Genomic DNA, 18,139 nt, shown 5'->3' on the forward strand with positions numbered 1-18,139 from the left:
ACACACAGCTGCACTCGACATCTGCTGGGCAAGCGAAACCACCCAAACCCAACGGTGCAGCCATTCGAACACGGTGTTCGTTATTGCATCGCCGGGAACGGAAGCCACTCACTCTCTGGCTTGACGGGTGTCTTTTCTCTGACTCCTACTCCGGCCACGGCGGCGTCTGGCCGGAATAAGTGAGAATCAGCAAAATATCGGCGAAATCTTCGTTAATGAAACGACGTGCAACGGCTTCCGTATTCGGCAGCGAGAGCTCCCATTCGCCTATCGGGGGCTTTCCGATCATAGATGTCCAGGATCCGGCATTGCCACGCCGTGTGCTGATGACTCCGTCAATCGGCGTTCCGGGACCGCCAACGGTGCCGGGCTCTTCTGCAGCAGAGTAGCGCAGAGTCGCGACCGGCGCCTCTTCCGGCTGCTCGGCCAGCCGCACGAAATAAAGGATCACGTGCTGTATCAACACGCCTTCCACATTGGGAGGGAAGTCGTCATGGACGGTCCTGAAGCGAACAGTCATCGGGGTCTTAGTCTGGGCAGGGTTATGCAGGTCGTACCACTGATCAGCAAATTGGGACCGAAGGCTGAACGTTCGGTCTGCGCTTAGGTTGCGGCCGAGCGCCTGCCGGACTTGCTTGCCGTACTCCGCGCTGTTTAGCGCGGTGTATTCGATAGTAACCAAGATGTCGGCAATGGTTCGATAGTCGACAGCATTGGAAGCTCGCGGCATGCAAAATTCCCAGCTGGTGTGGACGCCGATGCCCTCGAAGGGAAGGAGCATTTCGGAGGAGATAGGGTCGAGTTCGAAAAGCCCGGTTGCATTGGTTGGGGAGGTCAGCGCGACTGACTCAGGATCGCGCTGTATCGGAATCGACTGAAAGACATCGCGACCGATTACTGCACGGGATAGTCCCGAGTTGCTCAGAGTGGCGCAGACGCCGCGAGTGGGCGGAATAAGCGCAATAACAGAGACACGCACGCGTCTGATAAGACGAAGATAATGCCCCGGGAAGTCGCGATCAAACATCTCATTCGTGGTGGCGAAGGGCAGAAGGCCTGTTTCGAGAAACCGTTGGAACTCAAGCGGGGCGATGCGAAACAACGACAACGTCTTAGTGAGCTGCAGCTTTATCTTATTCGATTCAAAGGCGTGCTGATCAAGCTGATACGTGTCTTGAAGCAGCCGCGCAGAGCCGGTGAGTCCCTTACGATCCTTGGAGGTGGCCTGGGTGCCGGAGCTGTCCAACGTTTCTGTCCAATAGTCATTCTTGATAAATGTCGGAACAATCTCCTGCCGCTCGAATGCAAGCTGGATCTCGGCGAGCCGGGCAACAGTGGTCGCTTGCTGGAGGAAAAAGCGATAAACACCCTCAAGCACTCCACTCATCCAATCGTAAAGCTCTCGATTTGCAAACTTGCCGTTCAGGAACTCAATCGTGTCTTCAGCGTTGCTTGTCTCCAGCTCTGCGACAACCTGCTGCTGTGTAGCGATCGTAACGCCGTCTCCAGCCAGACGAACCTGCTGCTCGCCGATCCTGTAGTCCTGCTGCGCCAGTGATTGCTGCAACTGCCATTCCTGCACGCGCCGTTCGTGGCTCGCCTGGAACGCATATCGCTGCGCAGCGATTTCATTGTTGACGACGGTCCGGTTCAGCGGATTGGTCATAATCGTCATTGCCGACGCGACGCTTTTGAATATTGTACCAACTGGGTCCATGCTGTAGCCCGATAGCACTTGATCGGAGGATGCGTACCCCAATAGTCTCCGCCTTGCATCACCGATATATTCAAGCGCATTAAGGTAGTTCGTTTCGCTCTCGAGATAGCCGGATTGAATCCAGTTTTCATAAGTATCGATCTGAATCTGAGCACGATCCCGCTGTAACTCCGCGAGCGTGACGTAGTTTCGCGCTTCAATCACTTCAGCCTTCCGGACTCGGACATGCGCCTCGGCAACACCGAGGTCATGTCGTGCCCTAAGTAAGTTGTACGCCTCGGCATCACGCTTCTCGAGCGCAGCAAGCATCGATGTCTCCATATAGGCAGCGAGCTGAATCAACTGCTTTGCACGCTCAATGAGGACTGAGAAGCGGTATAACGTCGGGCGGATCTGACGAATCCCGGGTAGCGACAGCGCGCTTGCAAGCCCATCAGTGCCTAGGCTCGTGGTTACGGCTACGGGTGCGGTGTAGGGGTCGAGATCGCGCCGAATGCCAGCAATATTACGGCATGACCTCAACTTAGCGAGGTTAAGTTCGGCATGCAAACGCAAGGCTGTAAGCATTGGATTTGGAGGAACGCAGAACTGGAACGCCGCTGGGCTCGAGGCAAGGGGAGCAACTGCGGCGGCAGGATCTGCGCTCAGCGGCGTGCCCCCGTCTACTCCATTGACCATGCCATTGACAGCGCGCAAAAGCCTGGCGTCGAGGGCGGGACGCGTCAATAGAATACTCTCCCTAGCCTTGACCGCATCCTGCTCAGCCGTCATGAGCTCTCCGAGGCTCGGCCGGATGGGAGCGGCGGCCACGGCGTTGCCAACCACGTTCTTGGCCTGCTGGAGTTTCAAGTCCCAGCTTCCGGGCGAGCTGAGTACATTTTTCAGGTCAGTGACTACGTCGACAAGGAAGGGGAGCGTAATTACAACGTTCTGTGTCAGGTCTTCGAGAAGCGCCTGGATCGCAGGAGGAACTTCAGGCGGCACTTCGATGCCGGGTTCGAGAACAAGTTGGCCGATCAGGTCATTGCAGATGCCCAGCTTTTGCTTCAACTCGGGTAAAGATAAGAGGTCGAGAGCCGTAAGGTACAGCGTGCGGGATCGTGCCAGAGATTCGATATCGTCGCGCGAGAACTCCGAATCTGCAAACTCGAGCAGACATTGCACGAGCGAGCAAATCGTAAATCTTGTGTAGGCGTACCTTCGTGTCGCAGCGATTGCATGTGGGTTCAGGGGATCTAGCAGCCAGCCCTCGGCCAAATGAAAGGTCGAATTGAGCGGCCGCATGGCATCAAGCTCTAGGCCGAAATAGATGTTCCTCAGGTTGGGAGGTCCCACTTCCGCCTCAAAGTCATAGATGGTGCGGAACCAGTCGAGTGCGGCGACGAATTGTCCGGCGGACTGCAGGGACAGAGCAAGTTGCAAGGGAACGAAATAGTAGGCCTCGTGCAAGTACATGAGCACCGGCGGAGGGGCGTCTTTGTTGCCAGAGAACCCCGTAGCGATCTGCTGCCGGCGCTGCTGCAATTGTTGGCCGGTCAGGTGCTGAGGAATGGACAACGGAGACGTGACACGAGGAACGACCTGTACCGTGCTGGACCCAACCATTGCGCCGCCTGTGTCGGTATATTTGTATGCATAGAATGCGCGGCCGTTTCTCTCTCGTTTGTAGGCAACCATCTCAGCGCCGTCCGGACCGTCTCCACTATGCCGAACAACTTGAATGAGATCCGCCAGCGCGTAACGCATCGGATTGTTCACTTCATCGCCATGCAGGCTGGTGAATCGACGGTATCGGGAGCCGGAGGAATCCCGCCAGAAGAAATATATCGAGCTGACGCTCAACGTTGGCAAGTGAATGCCCCCGCCGTAATCGTCTGGTCCGGGGAGCGCTCCCTTGAACTCTGCACTGCCGAAGAACCACGCCCGCGACACGCCGGGGATTTGGTTGCCAGGGCGCAGTTCGACGAGTTGGAGTTCAAGACCTAGGTTGCCGGTTTCTGCGGTGGTGACGAACCACAGATAGTCGCTGTTCACACGCAGGACTGCATCCAAGCTCAGCCTGCCATTGAACTGATTGAACATGTAGTAGAACGACTGCCAGTCGGTTCCGCTGTTCTCCCACTCCTTCCCATCGACATTAAGGCGGCGATAGTAAACGAACCGCTCGGGACGATGGCGAAAGACCAATTCCGGCGGCTGGAAAACGTTCTGGGTCTGAACCACGTGGATCTCAGATAAAGACGAGAACCCTCCAGGCGGCATCGGGAGTTCCGCGGCGTCCCCCTCCCAAGCGCCGAAGTCGTCAAGGCGCAGCTTGGCAAAACGCAACGCGTGCCGGCCCGCTTCTGATGTGATACAGAACAGGTATATGTGCGAAAACAGCACCGACGCAAAGCCAGTGGGCATCGCTATGCCGAATGTGCCGCCATAAGCTTCGGCGGGCGCGCGGCGGTAATAGGCGTGGGCGCCGACGATCCGAACTACGCGAATGTTCGAAAGCCCTGGGACTTCCTGCCAAGGTGTTTGCGCCCGCGCTGGAGACGAATGCGCATCAAAGGATGACCAGTACACTTTTCCGCCGCGCGCGCAGCCAAACATGAACAGCATTGACTGTTTCGCCGACGGAGTGCGGTCGCAGCCTTCGCCTGCGTACATCTGCGCCTCGGCTTGACAGGTGGCTTCAATTTCGAGCGAACAGACGTCGGCAAAGTAGTCGGTGTAGCTTCGCGCCAGATGGCACGCCTGGTCGGGACTGAGCCGCGTGGCGCGGGTGCCTTGAATTAACTGCGCGAAGGCGGGGGTCTGAGGGCGAAGCAGGACTGGTGCCAGAATGTTCTCCGGGTATAGAAACACGAACATCGCCGCGCGCCAGGTCGCGTAGGATCCAAGCCACTTCCATTCCTCATCGAATTCATCGGAAACGAGCTTGAGTGGGAGTTGCTCGAGCGGCTTGAACTGGCCTGTACGCAGCCCAAAGATGAGTGTCTGGACGGTCTCAATCATCTGGCCGACGCGCGTGGAAGATTGGCAAACGCCCGCTCTAGCGTCGATGAGCAGCCTTTGGGTAATCCACTCTGCGCGCTCCTCCGGCGAAGCGCCGACAGCGTCGGACGCGGCGATCAGAGCAGCTCGCAGCGCAAGCAGCGTTGAGCCTTCTACGGCACGAACTGCCGAGGTAAGCGCTTCGCTCACGGACTGTTCTGACCCCAGCCTAGACCGGAGGGTTTCCTGCCACTCGCGCCGGTAGTTCCAGGCAGCGAGCCACGGGGGAGTTGAGATTTCAATGAACGCGAGTGGCGTTTTCAAGACCGTCGCGAGGACAAAGTGGTCCGATGACAGGAGTATGCCCGCGACGCGTTCTTCGGCAGCATCGACTGCGGACCTTCGCCGGGTCGTGACATGGGCCAGCGTGTCATAGACGGTGCTCCATTCAGAATCGATTAAGGGTTGTCCTGTTTTCAAAAGCGCGCGGATGCGCATCAGGAAATTAAAGGCGGCATTGGTGAGGCCAAATTGTTCCTGTTGCTTTTCCGTGGCGAAACCCGCTTCCCGCCTCTGCTCCAGCAACTCGAGGTCGGCTATGGAGACGCCGAGTTCCCGCGTGACAATTTTGTCGAAGCCAGCGAGCGGATTTGCCTTGGCCTCTCGCGCTGCTCTGAGGTCATCGCGAAGCGACGTCCACTTCGCGCGGCGGTCTTTCCAGACGTCAAAGGCGGCCGTACCCGGCAGCGGCTGCGCAAGATCCTCGACACCGATCACGTTCGGATCGACAATCGGCATCCGGCTTCGCTGCCGCAGCGCGCGGCGCCAGAGGCTCCGATCGTTGATCGCGGCGCGCCACAGGGGAAGCCGCGCCTTTAGGGCTCGCCAATAAAACAGACCAACAGCCGCCTCTTTGGATACCCAGCCTGGGTACTCGTGCAGGACTTTGCGGGCCGGAGTCAGCATATCATAGACCTCGGCCCATTCCGCGGCGGTGGGTTTCCTTGCCGGATCGGACTGGGCGCTCTTCAACTTGACAACCATGAGGCGCTGAAACTGCGGCACGGTGAGGAGGAGATCGCTTTGGATTTTGTCAATTGCGTTCTGCCGATCGTCTTCGCCCCCGCCACTGAGTTGCGCGTTCAATGTGTCGAGATTGTGCGGTAGCGGATTGCCTGGTGAGGGACGTCCCAGCGCCATTCGCATCATTGCGCCGAAACCACTGCTCTCACGTTTGTTCTGAAGTCCCTTGCGGATCTGGAGGAGTTTCGCCTCACGCGTATCCCAGATTTGTAGTGCAGCCTTGCCGGCGAACCAGTCGGGGAGGTCCGCGCGCTTGAGACGAGACGGATCGATGAGGGGCTCACTCGCAACCTTCAACGGGGGCCACTCGCCTTCCCTCGGTTCGGTCAGCGAATACCAGAACTCTTCCGGGCCGAGCCTGACGCCGGCTGCGTTCTCTTCGCCGCGCCAGACAGGGAAGCGGGCAAATTTAGCGGCCTGGGTGAGGATCGACGAAACTTCGCTCCACTCCTGCGGAGTAGGCTTCGGATTGCGAGCATCTAGTGCTGCGAGGCGGTCGTTCTCGCCGATAGACATCAAACGCAGGAAGGCTTCGGTCGTCATGCCGAGCTTACCAATCTCCTCTGTTGCGGCTTTAACATTAGTTGTTGCGCCTCTTGAGAGCGCAGCAAACCAGCTGTCCAGGTCGGGCAGCGGGTCTCCAAAGACCTGTTTCAGGGCCGCAGTCAGGCCTGACGTGCGTCTCTTAGTGTTGATGTCGTCGAGAGTTTTGTCCACCCAGTGACGCCGTGCCGTCCATAGGTCGAAAGCACGATCCGGATCGCTCGCGGCGGCCTTATTGACAGGATGACGGAAGTCGTCGGGACCGATCAAATCTGGGTCGATGATGGGCAACGGATGCGGGCTTTCCGAGCTGTACTCATCGATGGGATGATCCTGCTCGCGCCAAATTGTGCGCAGGCGTTTAAGTCGCCAACTCGCGAACGCCGGAACAGCGGCAATGGAAGTTGAAGCACTGCCCGTGCTGTAGGCGATCTCGACGACGCCGGACAAGCGACTGCTGTTCTCGGGTGTCAGCCGAACTGGTCCGACTGCGCTTGGGATCTCGCCCGAGGCTACGAGCACGGCCCGCGCAGCATCGCGGTAAACGTTGACGCGGAACACCCCTGGCGAGGGGTTTGCCAGCGTGAAATGAACCTGGCCGTCGCCATCGGTATTGTGATTCCAAACAACGCCATCGAGGTTCCAGCGCGTCAGCTGGGCTTGATCGTCGCCGAACTTGGCGCCCTGCGAGAGCGGATCGCGAATCGTACTTGGCAGGCCGAACAGAGCTTCAAGAGCATCTTCTGTCAATGCATGCGGCGCCGTTGGGTTAGCTTGCGGCTGTAGGAACAGACGATCTAACTCGTCGCCGGGTGGATCGGCCGGCCGCGGGTCCGTAAGGTCGATACCGAGAGCCCCGGCGAGGGCCGACCTGCTCTCCTGCGGCGCACCCCGAGAGCGGCGGATTTCTTCGTAAGAAGAGCCGAGACGAGTGAGGATCTCCAAGTAGGTCGAGACGAGATAGGCCTCCTCGCCAACGGCGAGGGCATCTTCTTTCGAGATATTAGTTAGCGGTCGCGAACCGAGGTAGTCGCGCAACACTTCTATGCAGATCCTAATCTGCAGGAGCTGCTTTGTGGTCGCGTGACATTCGACGGGCAGTGAGTCGAATGGCTGGTGAAACTCAGCGCGCAGGAACGGCACATCAATCGCCGCTCCAGCGTGCGTGATGTGTTTGACGGCGTAATCGAGGAGAGCGGCGAGATAGGCCGCCCGACTTACGGCTCCCTCGCAATCGGAACAACCGCAGCGCTGGGGTGCGACGCTTTGCTTCTCGCCCGCCTCGTCCTCAAGCAGCTGGAAACCATTCGCTGTATCGATTATCTCGGCGATCGCCACGTTGTTTAGGACGTGCGTCTGCGCTCTGGCGGTAAGGTGCAGCTTCAATGCATCCGAATCGCTGATCCCGTCGCCGCTGACCTTGGTGACAAAGTCGGAGGATTGTACAGCTGCGATTGAGGCGACGCTATCAAAGCCTTTCGCAAGAACTGCTCCTGCGACGGTCGGATCGGGCGAAATACGATTCAGATCGGCAAGGGCGTCGAGGCGGCGCACAGGCGCACTTTCGAGGTCAGGAAGACTGTCGAGCCGACGCAAACCGCCCTTATGACGCAACTCCGCGAAGGTTCGGATCTCGTGTGCCCCAATGATCGAGCGCAACTGTTCTGGGACTTCGCTTAGGGCTTCATCGAACAACTCCTGCTCGCGGTCCTGCTCCGGGTGAGGCATGGCGACACGGATCACGCGTACTTCATCCGAGGGTGCGCCGGGATCGAGAGCGAGGGTGCCGTCGTGCTCCAGTTTTTCTCCAGTCGGGGCGTGGATTTCGAACCGGAATCGTCGTACGGACGTGCCATCATCTAAGCCGGGCGGCGTATAGAAATCGAACGAGAATTGCCCATTCTGGTCCGTGAGATCTAGGCCCCGGTTCTCCTCCAACTCGCTAACGTCAAATGTCAATACGGTAAAGCCGGCCAGCGCTGCCCCGGTCTCGTCATCAGTGAGCTGCGCGCTCACCTGGCGCAGCAATTGTGCTCGCCGCGTCAGGCGTCGCGCGATGTCCTCGGCCGGATCGCGTAAACTGCCCGGGATGATGTTCTCGTCGATTGCCGCTAACAGTGTACGCAGTACAACATCGCGCGGCGTAGCACTTAGCCTCTCGAGCACTCGTGTCAGCGTGTCAAGCGGCACTGACGCCAAATCTACGAAAAGCGCGGGCAGGTCCTTTCGTCCCCAGCCGTAAAACGCTTCGACGGGAAGTGCCGACTCCCTCTCAAGCAGAGCGCTGCGTCGGAGCCACTCAATCCTCTGGGTAAGCTCGAGCTCGGCCGCAAGTTCGTGGACGAGGAATGTGGTGTCGTCGTCGGTCAGTTCAGCAAGTGCGACTGGTTCGATAGCGGGAGCAATCAGTGCTACGAGCCTCTCGTATTCGGAGGAGCCGCTGTCCCTAACGGCTTCCACCTCGATCAGAACTTGAAGATCGGAGGGCGCGTTGAAGATAATCTCGTCGAATCTGAAGCTTCGTCCAAGCGCCTGCACGGTTCGGATCTTGTGTTCGAAGGAGTTCGGCCCGACAACACGAAAGCTAAGATCGGCAGCTTTCTGCCTCGGCCTTCGCCCCTGCTGAGGGACATCGGCAACCGCGAAGCTTTCGAGCGAGTAAGTTATCTCGAAGTGCCCTTCATCGTCAGTGGGGGCGTCTCCTAATAGAGCGTATTGGCGCCCAGCACGCCGCTCCAAGCTCGGCAGGTCGCGGTCGAAAGCTTCGACTCGCATCGCCGTTGTCGGCTGCCCCCGCGGGCCCACTACCTTCCCTTGTATCGTGAATTGCTGTGGCACGTCGAAGAATCCTCAACTGTGATGTGAGCTGGACCTTCAATGACGTCAGGGCACTAACCGAGACGAGCTAAAGCACCACGCGTAGACTGTTGGCCGGATTGGTGTGGACAACGCTGCCTCCAGAAGCCCTCGGTATAACTTATTCACGTGGTATCCTTGGTAGTGTCGATAGGCACATTCCTGCTTCCAGGATTTCTTCTCTAGATGCTTGCCGCCGAGTTCGCCCTCAGGCATGCCATGAGTGCCGATCCACCAATCGGCACTTCTCTCGGTGAGGTGTTCGTTAATAAACTTTACGTGCGCGCGGACAGCGCCGTGGCTGCCGGGTGCGGTGGTATCGTAGGTGATGCGACGGCCTTTGGGGCGAATGGCGTAGGTATCTTCGATCGTTGATCCAACAATGAAGATCTGCGTTCCGCCCGTTGTGTAATGACTGAAAGGGCTCCCGCCGCTTGATGTGCCGGAGACTAACTCGAGCGGCGATAGCCTTTTCAAATCTCCCCGGTGGTCGCGGAGTTCCACGCATTTTGCGGTGGGAAAGACGTCTATGTACGAAACTTTGTCATTGAAGCAACAGACAGACAGATTCGGACAATCGTTGAGCACGTCGATGGATATGCCATAGCCCCCTCCATCATCTGCATGCTCGTAGACGACAGCGCACAGCCCGGAGGGAACCTGCATGGAGGACCCGACCTCATCGATGTCCTCGGGCATAAGGAAGCCATATTGGCCTGTAGGGAGTGTCTTGCCTCGACCCCGGCTGCCATCTAGTCCCATCTGGGCCGCCGAAAGAAAGAACGTCTTAGATGAGGTGCAATGTGGCGACGTGCGACGAACAACACAAGGATGACTACGGCGGCAATGGTGGAGCGCAGTTCCGTCGCACCGGAGCCGCCATCGAGAGAGATACCGAACCATTTCCCGCTCCCTTCAAAGAAGCCTGATCAGTATCACCGGAAGTGCGCTCACCGCATCCACGAGCCTCGACTGGGATAACCACGCGAGCATAGCGGGAATGGGTAATCACTCTCGTTACTCAGACTGCACCTAAGGTTACTGGAGGCTCTGGCTTCTTATGGCCAAAGTGAAACGGGCCCGTTGACGTCGCGGGCCACAACTTGCATGGCATTGCACGTTCATCGAATGACTGCTGACAAGTCGCCAGCCTGTCCGATTCGAGAACAACCTATTAGGACTCTGGACGTATACGCATAAATTGCGATCAGGCGTGAGTATAGTATCTGAAAGTTGCCTTATGAGCGAGGGAAAATTTCCAGGCGTGGAATTGTGTGCCCGTCGGCCAGACGGTAGAATATCATACCTCGGGCTTGCAGAAGGCAGAGATCCCAATTTTGCGGTCCGTCTTAAGTTTATCTCTGGGAGATTGCCGACGGAGGATCTGGGAATCTCAGTGGGTCCACCTTGCATCGTTGGTGGCGAATGCCTTGCTCCTCATAGGTCTGGCTCGGGTCAAAGTCTGCCCTTGGAAGCTTGCGGTGATTGTCCGCTTGTTAATCGATGCCGTTGAAAAGCTCTGCCGGTTGAGCCACTGGGTGCCCGGCTCTCGCTTCTTAGTGGCTGGGGTGAAGGTGATCGGAATCTGAGGCCGCGGGGCTCAGCCCGTCACCTCGCGCAGGCGGGCGCTGCCGCGGTCAGCCGAGCCATGCGGCGCAGGTTCTGGATCATGGCTACCCGATGGAACTCGTCCCTGGCTCCCATCAGTCCGCGCAGGCGCATGCGCTCGAACCGCAGGATAGTCATGAGATGAACAAACAGCATCTCGACCTTCTTCCGCTCGTTGCGCGAGGTCGCAAACTGCGGCGTTCTGGCCAACTGACGCGCCTGATCGCGCGCCTCTTCATGGACGATGGGCCAAAAGCAGCGGCGCCCGGGGGAGAGGAATCTTCGGAACAAGCCGCTCCTGAGCTGCCGCAGGCTCGAACCATTCGGGTTCGTGGGTAGGATCCTTATTCTGATCCACGGCATCGCGGCTGGCATTGACAAGTGCCAGCCCTTTTCCCGCAATTCATTCCATAAACAGACTTACCGGAAATCCGCAGGACCTTCCCACATGCGCGCGAGCCTGTATGCTCGCCAACCTAAAGGCCGTAAGGAGCCGGTTCTGGGGGCGCTAGGTAATGACTTGGACGCGAGGATTCTTTCGGCTGTGGGTCGCCCTCAGTCTCATCTGGGGCGTCTATGTCTTTGCACAGTTCAGCACCATAAACCTGAACAACACTCGCAACTGGCTGATCGTGTCAGAGTTCTGCACCCAGCATACGAGGCAGGGTGAAGAGATCCTGATGGCCTATGAGCTGGAAGAGATCCTCGAAACCGGACGCCAAGAGAAGTATCCGCAAGCAATACGGGTGTCTGTGCCAAACGTTATTGCCTGCGAGCGTGATAATCGCTTCCGCTCCAACTTGCGCATTGCATGGGACACAGGAACGGAGCTTGTTGGCGCTCTCTTCCTGCCGCCTCTGGTTTTGCTGGGTGTCGGCATGATCTGCGGCTGGGTACTCTCAGGATTCAGAGCCAAACGAACAGCCTGACCATCTCTGAGCGCGGAAACTTCTCTGGCCTCGCGGTCGGTCATAGCGCCAATTGGCGCTTTGCTCCGGTCGCCGCCGCTTGGCCCTCGCGATAGCCTCCGATACCGTCCAGTGATGGATGGAACGAACTGGCATTGGCGATCACTTAGACCGCTGCAATAGTTCAGTTGGGCGGGGACGAGTTATGCGCTGGATTTTGATCGTTGGCTTGTTACTTTGGGCCATATTCGGAAGCCCGAAGTCCGATATTGCAAGCTGGATATGGGGAGATGAGGCTGCCCCATGGGAAACAGTGGACGCATTTTACTACCCCGACCGCAACGACCTCACAAAAGATCGCCGCTCTAGCGGCCTCTCGTCCGTCGACGCATGCAGAACTTGGATCAACGGGGTTTCTCGTTCCTTCAACGACGTAGGAGTGAAACGCGGAGACTATGAGTGTGGGGTCGGCCACATTCGCGATTTCGGCTCAATGAAAGTTTACCGAGTGACGGTTCGTTAAACTGCCTAGCCCATAGCCGTTCGGTTCAGTAATCGCGCTTCCGCAATTTGTGGCCGGAAACACGAACGCCCCGGCCAAGGAGGGTAGAACTCTCGGCCAGGGCGCTTTCAGTGCTGAGCCCACTGCGCCGGACTGATACGCAACGCGCCGGGCTCATCCAGACTGCACGGTCATGGTAGATAATCTGTGGGCGTCGGAAACTTGTGATCTAAAAACAGCAAAGGCCTCGGTGGCTTTCCGACCTTAGGCCTAAGACCAAGGACAGGTTACGCCCTCTTTCACACGGATTACAGTGGGAGTGATCATCGCAACGCGGCGTAACTCTTGCCACAGTTTGCTCAGTCTGACCGCTGGAGGGGACCTTCTCCGGCAGCCATTTCCATAAACGCCCTACATGAATTTGGCAGTGGGCGTGACCATCGAACGGAAGAGGGCACATGAAAAAGAACCCAAGGCTGACCAATCCACAGAAGCGCAAGCTGACCGCGCTGACCACACTGCGGCGCTGGCTGGAGCATTGGTACGGCGAAACGGATGATCGGACTACGAAGCAGCACATAACGCGCCAACTCGAGGCTCTCGACATCGCGATCAGCACGCTGAACAGCAACCCAGACTGGGAAGAGAGCAGCCCATGGAACGACAAGTACCAGTCGAGGATCAGGAGGCAGAGCCCACGCACTGCCACGCGTCGATACTTCCAGGCTTGATGCTAAATGGATTGAGGCATCCATTAGTACGTGAATCGTTGTAGCCTCGCCCGTTATTCCAACTCACTCTTACATCAAGCGAACAATAGCCTCTCGCATGGACCCAAGGTCGTAGTTGAAGCCCTGCCATCCAGCTCGCCGCGCTGTGGGAGAGAGGGGTTTGCGCACCTTGAACATCTCGGGGTGTTGAAGGTCTTCTGAAAGGTAATAGATGGCATATTGATAGATGTTGTCTGCAACAAGCTTAAAGATTTTGTCACTAATATAGGCCAGTTTTTTATCAAGCTTGAGCTTTTTTTCCAATACAATGAATACAGGCACGTAGATACCATCTTCTATTAGTTCAAGCTGTGACTTCCATGATGCGCCCGGGATCGACCTTGGAACTACGTCCAAGGATCCTTTTACCTTTTTAGTCTTAATCTGAGCGGTATACCCACAGAAGGAGCAGACAATATCGATGCACTTCGTATTGCGCGGGAGCCGCCGGAGAGTGCGTGCGCGCTTGCATCGGGGGCATTCGCAACGTTCCGCAACGAGGGCCTCTCCGCGGTCTCCGAGTTGTTGATGTCTTGTCCGCTTTGTCGCCATGCTCGCTCGGATCTCTAGAACGGTCACCTTCGGTTTGATTATGTGCTCTCTCACAGATCAGGGTAGCCTCGCCGCCGTTGACCCTTGCGAGTACCTCTAATGCCTTCCCAGCCTCGGCCTCACTTTTGAAGACCTCGACCGACTCCCGGCCGGTGGTTCTGATCCGACCCCAATTGCGCACCAGGCGCATGGTCCCAAATAAGTCGCGCTCGATCATCAGGCTGTAGAAGCGCCGGATGCCCTGCTCCGGGTCGATCCGGAGCAGCACAAGGTGGTGCTTGATGGGCGACCTCAGGTCGTCAGGCATTGCGAGGCCAATCGGTCACTTCATGCCCCCGCGCGGGCCTCAACCAACTTCTTTCTCAACCCCGCCTCTAATCGGCGAGAAACGGTCTTTCCTACGTTCGTGAAGATCTGCACCTTCATCATCCACGCCGACAAGCGTGGGAAGGTGCCATTGAGTTCACCGGCCATGTCCTTGAGCCACGTCGTAGTCCCGAGCGGCACAAGGAACGTCGCCTGCTGGCCTGTCGCGAGTTCCAGCGGTGCGACGTGCGAGAGCCGGATCCCGTGCAGCATCTGGATCGCGTAGCGTTTCGGGAAGAGTCCGAACCGCCATCCCACGTTCGTGATGGTCACGGGCTACTGCCCAAGATTCACGACATGCACCGAAATGTATTCCGGCATCTCAGGCTCGCCTGGGCGCACGATGACCCGAGGCCCTGCCCTGACAGCGAGCTTCACAGCAGTCTGCTGCCTCGCAAGGTGCAGCGACACGCCGACTGCAAGGAGCGCTCCGATACCGGATACCCACGTCCCGGCGACCTCCAACAAGCATAATGTAGGCTCGTCCATCACGATCTCGCTCTGCCCCTCTCCTCACCTGCCTCAAAGCAATTAAAACCGGCTCGGCCCGTTATGCGCACCCTTTAGTCGCCTCTGTCGATCCTCCTCGACCTTGCGCCGGAACTCTTGATACCTCGCCTCTTCTTTCGTCGCTTTGATCCCCTTTTGAAGCGCTGTTATCTGCGTGAGATCCATTTTTTGGGGCGAAGCATCTTTGAGGTGATCTTGAAGCTCCGGATTAGCTGCGATGATCCGTTTGACGGCTCGGCGCGTCTGAAAATCAGCCACCTTGTCACTGAGCATTAGGAAAAGCAGCAACCCGAACATGAAGAATGCTGAGGCGATAATGGCGGTACCGCTGGCGCATCCGCCGCGTCCGCAACTTCGGCTTGAATCCTCAAGGCCAAGGACATGGACAAGGACAATGCTGCCAATAACACCCGCTGCAATGAGCAGACATGCCACCCAGCCTTTTAGTTTCACGAGCCTCTCCGTTTGATTGGCACTGAACCACCTCCGCTTTGTTGGATGCACTGCAACAGCCACTCCAAAGCACTTCGCCGCTTCGGATTTCGCAAGGCCTTTGGAGGAATGCCGCTTCCGCGTGCGCAAAAAACTGTGGGAGGAGATACGATTTTACAGACCTTGGGCCTTGTCGCTACTTGACCAGTGTCCTTAGCGAGAAGGTATCCATTCACCTGGTCGACAACAGCGAATTATCGCTTTTCCAGAACCTTCGACAGGATCCCTGCTGGCCCAAGGTCCGGAGCGGCATCATCTTTGACGATCCCGTCCGTGGTGGGTCGGAATAAGGCTGCAAGGACGATTGCCCTATCCTTTTCCTCAGCTCCCTTCTTCTCGGTAAGGGCCAAGTAGGTCATCGCCATCGTAGCCCGTTCCTCCGCATCAATGGCCAAGTGATGCTCGCTCATGAAGAGCCGAACGATAAGTCGAGCTGCCCAGAACACCATCGTCGTCATCACGACGCCGATGGCACCAAGAATGACGAAGAGCGCTGGAGGTTGTGAACTGGTTTGTTCGGCGAGATTGATTGCTTTGCTGCTGATCAAGAACAGGCCGATAAGCAGCGATACGCCAGCAATAACGGCGAACCACAGCAGAAGAGTACGATGATTTTTCGCTGTATCTCTGTGCTGTTTTGCTTTGTCCCTCCAGTAATCAACTGGAGCTTTAATCTTCATAAATTCTTCGTACGTCGCTTGCACGGCTTTGAACTCTTGGATGGCCTCCGTGATCTGGGCCCTTTTAGCTTCCTCAAAGTTTTTAGCGTACCGCGAGGCGAATTTTTGCATGATACGTAGGTAACGCTCATGCTTCGCTTTCATCTTCTCAAAGTGTTCCAGCTCTACAGCTTTCTGCTTCCGCAGGAGTTCGATATCGTCTCCGTATTTGGCAGATAGGGCATCCAATGCCTTCTTTGAGCTTTTGGCACTTCCGGGCGAAATGCCCTCCTCGAAGTTGTATGCGAGTTGGACGCCCCTCAGGACGTCTCGTTGCTGGATGTTTAGATTTGGCAGCTGATTAGTGACAGCCGCTAAAACAGCTGCAGCTACAGGAGCGCCACGCTCCTCACAAATCCGCCCAATGAATTTTGCTGTCGGGGTCGTTGAAATTGGCAACCCCACGTTGCGGAACACTTGGACAAAAGCACTTTCCATGTTTCCCGCATTGTTAGGATGTGAGCGCCAGTGGTGCAGTGCATTCTGTAGGGCGTTTATTTGCTGATGAACAATGTTGTGCATGTGCTGGCCAGCATGATCTGCTTGTGACAGCCAGCCGTAGATCCCCCTTTCACGATCGATGAATGCTTGGACCTCATCATGATCGTAGAACTGCAGAGTTCCGCCGTTCTCGTCCAATTTTACTTCCAGAATCGGTTCACGCTTTGCCATCGCTGCCCCCAGAGCGTCCCACATGGCGAGTTCTCATAGCTCACCGTCTGTGGCGCAGGTATCAATAATACATCTTCGTACGCTACGACAGCGGGGTCGCACCGTCAGGCTCAAAACAAAAGGCCGCCTTTTGGGCGGCCTCATTAGTGTCCCCACAGCAAATGGACTTAGAAGTCCATGCCACCCATACTGCCCATGCCACCGCCGCCCGGCATCGCCGGAGTGGATTCCTTCTTCGGCAATTCGGCGACCATCGCCTCGGTGGTGACGAGGAGGCCAGCAACCGAAGAGGCATCCTGCAGGGCTGTGCGGACAACCTTGGCCGGGTCGACGATGCCGGCCTGGAGCATGTCCACGTACTCTTCGGTCTGAGCGTTGAAGCCGAAGGTCTCGGACTTGTTCTCGATGATCTTGCCGACCACGATCGAGCCCTCGACACCGGCGTTCTCGACGATCTGGCGGATCGGAGCCTCAAGCGCTCGCAGCACGATGTTGATGCCGGCCTGAATGTCCGGGTTGTCGCTCTTCAGCTTCGCCGCCGCCGCCTTGGCGCGCAGCAGAGCCGTGCCGCCGCCGGGAACGATGCCTTCCTCGACCGCCGCCTTGGTGGCGTTCAGCGCGTCGTCCACACGATCCTTCTTCTCCTTGACTTCGATCTCGGTCGAGCCGCCGACGCGGATCACCGCGACGCCGCCTGCGAGCTTGGCCAGGCGCTCCTGGAGCTTCTCGCGGTCGTAGTCCGAGGTGGTCTCCTCAATCTGTGCCTTGATCTGCTGAACACGGGCCTCGATGTCGGCCTTCTGGCCGGCGCCATCGATGATGGTGGTGTTCTCCTTCTCGATACGGACGCGCTTGGCGCGGCCGAGCATGTCGAGGGTGACATTCTCGAGCTTGATGCCGAGGTCTTCGGAAATGGTCTGACCAGCCGTGAGGACGGCGATGTCCTCGAGCATGGCCTTGCGGCGATCACCGAAGCCCGGAGCCTTCACGGCAGCGATCTTCAGGCCGCCACGGAGCTTGTTGACTACGAGGGTGGCCAGAGCCTCGCCTTCCACATCCTCGGCGATGATCAGCAAGGGCTTGCCGGTCTGCACCACCGCCTCGAGGATCGGCAGCATGGTCTGGAGCGACGAGAGCTTCTTCTCGTGGATGAGGATGTAGGGATCCTCGAGCTCGGCCACCATCTTCTCGGCGTTGGTGATGAAGTACGGCGAGAGGTAGCCGCGGTCGAACTGCATGCCCTCGACCACATCCAGTTCCGTGGCCGCCGTCTTGGCTTCCTCGACCGTGATGACACCCTCGTTGCCCACCTTCTGCATCGCCTCCGCCAGCATGCGGCCGACCTCGGCGTCGCCGTTGGCCGAGATGGTGCCGATCTGGGCGATCTCCTCCGATGAAGCGACCTTCCTGGCGCGGGCCTGGATGTCCTTCACGGCTTCAGCCACGGCCATGTCGATCCCACGCTTCAGGTCCATGGGGTTCATGCCCGCAGCCACCGACTTGGCGCCCTCGCGCACGATGGCTTGGGCGAGAACGGTCGCGGTGGTGGTGCCATCACCCGCCACGGTGCTGGTCTTGCTCGCCACTTCGCGCACCATCTGGGCGCCCATGTTCTCGAACTTGTCGGAGAGTTCGATCTCCTTGGCGACGGTGACGCCATCCTTCGTAACCCGTGGCGCTCCAAAGCTCTTTTCCAGCACCACGTTGCGGCCCTTGGGACCAAGGGTGACCTTCACCGCATCAGCCAGAATATCGACGCCGCGCAGCATCTTCTCGCGGGCACCTGCAGCAAACTTGACTTCTTTAGCAGCCATGATTGTTCCTCCTGTTCAGGTGGTTCTTGTGATTGGATCGGGTGC

At 57.7% G+C, this 18,139-nt stretch carries 10 protein-coding genes and 2 pseudogenes; 2 read left to right on the forward strand and 10 right to left on the reverse strand.

The window, feature by feature from the left end; all coding sequences use genetic code 11:
- Positions 1 to 145: 145 nt before the first annotated feature.
- From DRB19_RS08565 to DRB19_RS08580, 3 genes and pseudogenes are all read right to left on the reverse strand, one after another.
- Complete coding sequence (locus tag DRB19_RS08565) at positions 146 to 9,100, reverse strand: Tc toxin subunit A-related protein (protein WP_147021696.1); 8,955 nt, start codon at positions 9,098 to 9,100, stop codon at positions 146 to 148.
- Positions 9,101 to 9,208: 108 nt separating this feature from the next.
- Entirely contained in the window at positions 9,209 to 9,847 is a 639-nt protein-coding gene (locus DRB19_RS08570; protein ID WP_147021695.1) for a hypothetical protein, read from the reverse strand.
- Positions 9,848 to 10,789: 942 nt separating this feature from the next.
- Positions 10,790 to 11,032, reverse strand: a pseudogene (locus DRB19_RS08580) (transposase); the annotation flags it as partial.
- Positions 11,033 to 11,304: 272 nt separating this feature from the next.
- On the opposite strand from DRB19_RS08580, the gene DRB19_RS08585 reads away from it, so the two are divergent.
- Entirely contained in the window at positions 11,305 to 11,718 is a 414-nt protein-coding gene (locus tag DRB19_RS08585; protein WP_114185632.1) for a hypothetical protein, read from the forward strand.
- A 939-nt stretch (positions 11,719 to 12,657) separates the two neighbouring features.
- Positions 12,658 to 12,930 (forward strand): hypothetical protein, encoded by a 273-nt coding sequence (locus DRB19_RS08590; protein ID WP_114185633.1) that lies wholly within the window; start codon positions 12,658 to 12,660, stop codon positions 12,928 to 12,930.
- A 69-nt stretch (positions 12,931 to 12,999) separates the two neighbouring features.
- On the opposite strand, the gene DRB19_RS08595 is transcribed toward DRB19_RS08590, so the two are convergent.
- From DRB19_RS08595 to groL, 7 genes and pseudogenes are all read right to left on the reverse strand, one after another.
- The gene (locus tag DRB19_RS08595; protein WP_114185706.1) at positions 13,000 to 13,521 is read right to left on the reverse strand and encodes a DpnI domain-containing protein; all 522 of its coding nucleotides are present in this window, start codon (positions 13,519 to 13,521) and stop codon (positions 13,000 to 13,002) included.
- 148 nt (positions 13,522 to 13,669) lie between these two features.
- A pseudogene (locus DRB19_RS31675) lies at positions 13,670 to 13,828 on the reverse strand (WGR domain-containing protein); the annotation flags it as partial.
- A 20-nt stretch (positions 13,829 to 13,848) separates the two neighbouring features.
- Positions 13,849 to 14,160 (reverse strand): hypothetical protein, encoded by a 312-nt coding sequence (locus tag DRB19_RS08605; RefSeq protein ID WP_114185634.1) that lies wholly within the window; start codon positions 14,158 to 14,160, stop codon positions 13,849 to 13,851.
- A gap of 3 nt (positions 14,161 to 14,163) precedes the next feature.
- Positions 14,164 to 14,376, reverse strand: coding sequence for a hypothetical protein (locus DRB19_RS08610; protein ID WP_114185635.1), 213 nt, complete (start codon positions 14,374 to 14,376; stop codon positions 14,164 to 14,166).
- 42 nt (positions 14,377 to 14,418) lie between these two features.
- On the reverse strand, positions 14,419 to 14,850 hold the full coding sequence (locus tag DRB19_RS08615) for a hypothetical protein (RefSeq protein ID WP_114185636.1): 432 nt from the start codon (positions 14,848 to 14,850) through the stop codon (positions 14,419 to 14,421).
- 233 nt (positions 14,851 to 15,083) lie between these two features.
- Positions 15,084 to 16,304 carry a DUF6161 domain-containing protein gene (locus DRB19_RS08620; RefSeq protein WP_114185637.1) on the reverse strand — a complete coding sequence of 407 codons (1,221 nt, stop codon included), beginning with the start codon at positions 16,302 to 16,304 and terminating at the stop codon, positions 15,084 to 15,086.
- A gap of 143 nt (positions 16,305 to 16,447) precedes the next feature.
- On the reverse strand, positions 16,448 to 18,094 hold the full coding sequence (gene groL, locus DRB19_RS08625; RefSeq protein WP_114185638.1) for a chaperonin GroEL: 1,647 nt from the start codon (positions 18,092 to 18,094) through the stop codon (positions 16,448 to 16,450).
- Positions 18,095 to 18,139: the final 45 nt, after the last annotated feature.

Source organism: Microvirga aerophila (genome assembly GCF_003332305.1).
GTDB lineage: Bacteria > Pseudomonadota > Alphaproteobacteria > Rhizobiales > Beijerinckiaceae > Microvirga > Microvirga aerophila.

Bases quoted from the DNA above. Each gene is read 5' to 3' on its own strand.
- DRB19_RS08620 (WP_114185637.1), bottom strand. From the start codon at position 16,304: ATGTGGGACGCTCTGGGGGCAGCGATGGCAAAGCGTGAACCGATTCTG.
- DRB19_RS08590 (WP_114185633.1), top strand. From the start codon at position 12,658: ATGAAAAAGAACCCAAGGCTGACCAATCCACAGAAGCGCAAGCTGACC.
- DRB19_RS08565 (WP_147021696.1), bottom strand. From the start codon at position 9,100: ATGCGAGTCGAAGCTTTCGACCGCGACCTGCCGAGCTTGGAGCGGCGT.
- DRB19_RS08585 (WP_114185632.1), top strand. From the start codon at position 11,305: ATGACTTGGACGCGAGGATTCTTTCGGCTGTGGGTCGCCCTCAGTCTC.
- DRB19_RS08610 (WP_114185635.1), bottom strand. From the start codon at position 14,376: ATGGACGAGCCTACATTATGCTTGTTGGAGGTCGCCGGGACGTGGGTA.
- groL (WP_114185638.1), bottom strand. From the start codon at position 18,094: ATGGCTGCTAAAGAAGTCAAGTTTGCTGCAGGTGCCCGCGAGAAGATG.
- DRB19_RS08570 (WP_147021695.1), bottom strand. From the start codon at position 9,847: ATGCAGGTTCCCTCCGGGCTGTGCGCTGTCGTCTACGAGCATGCAGAT.
- DRB19_RS08595 (WP_114185706.1), bottom strand. From the start codon at position 13,521: ATGGCGACAAAGCGGACAAGACATCAACAACTCGGAGACCGCGGAGAG.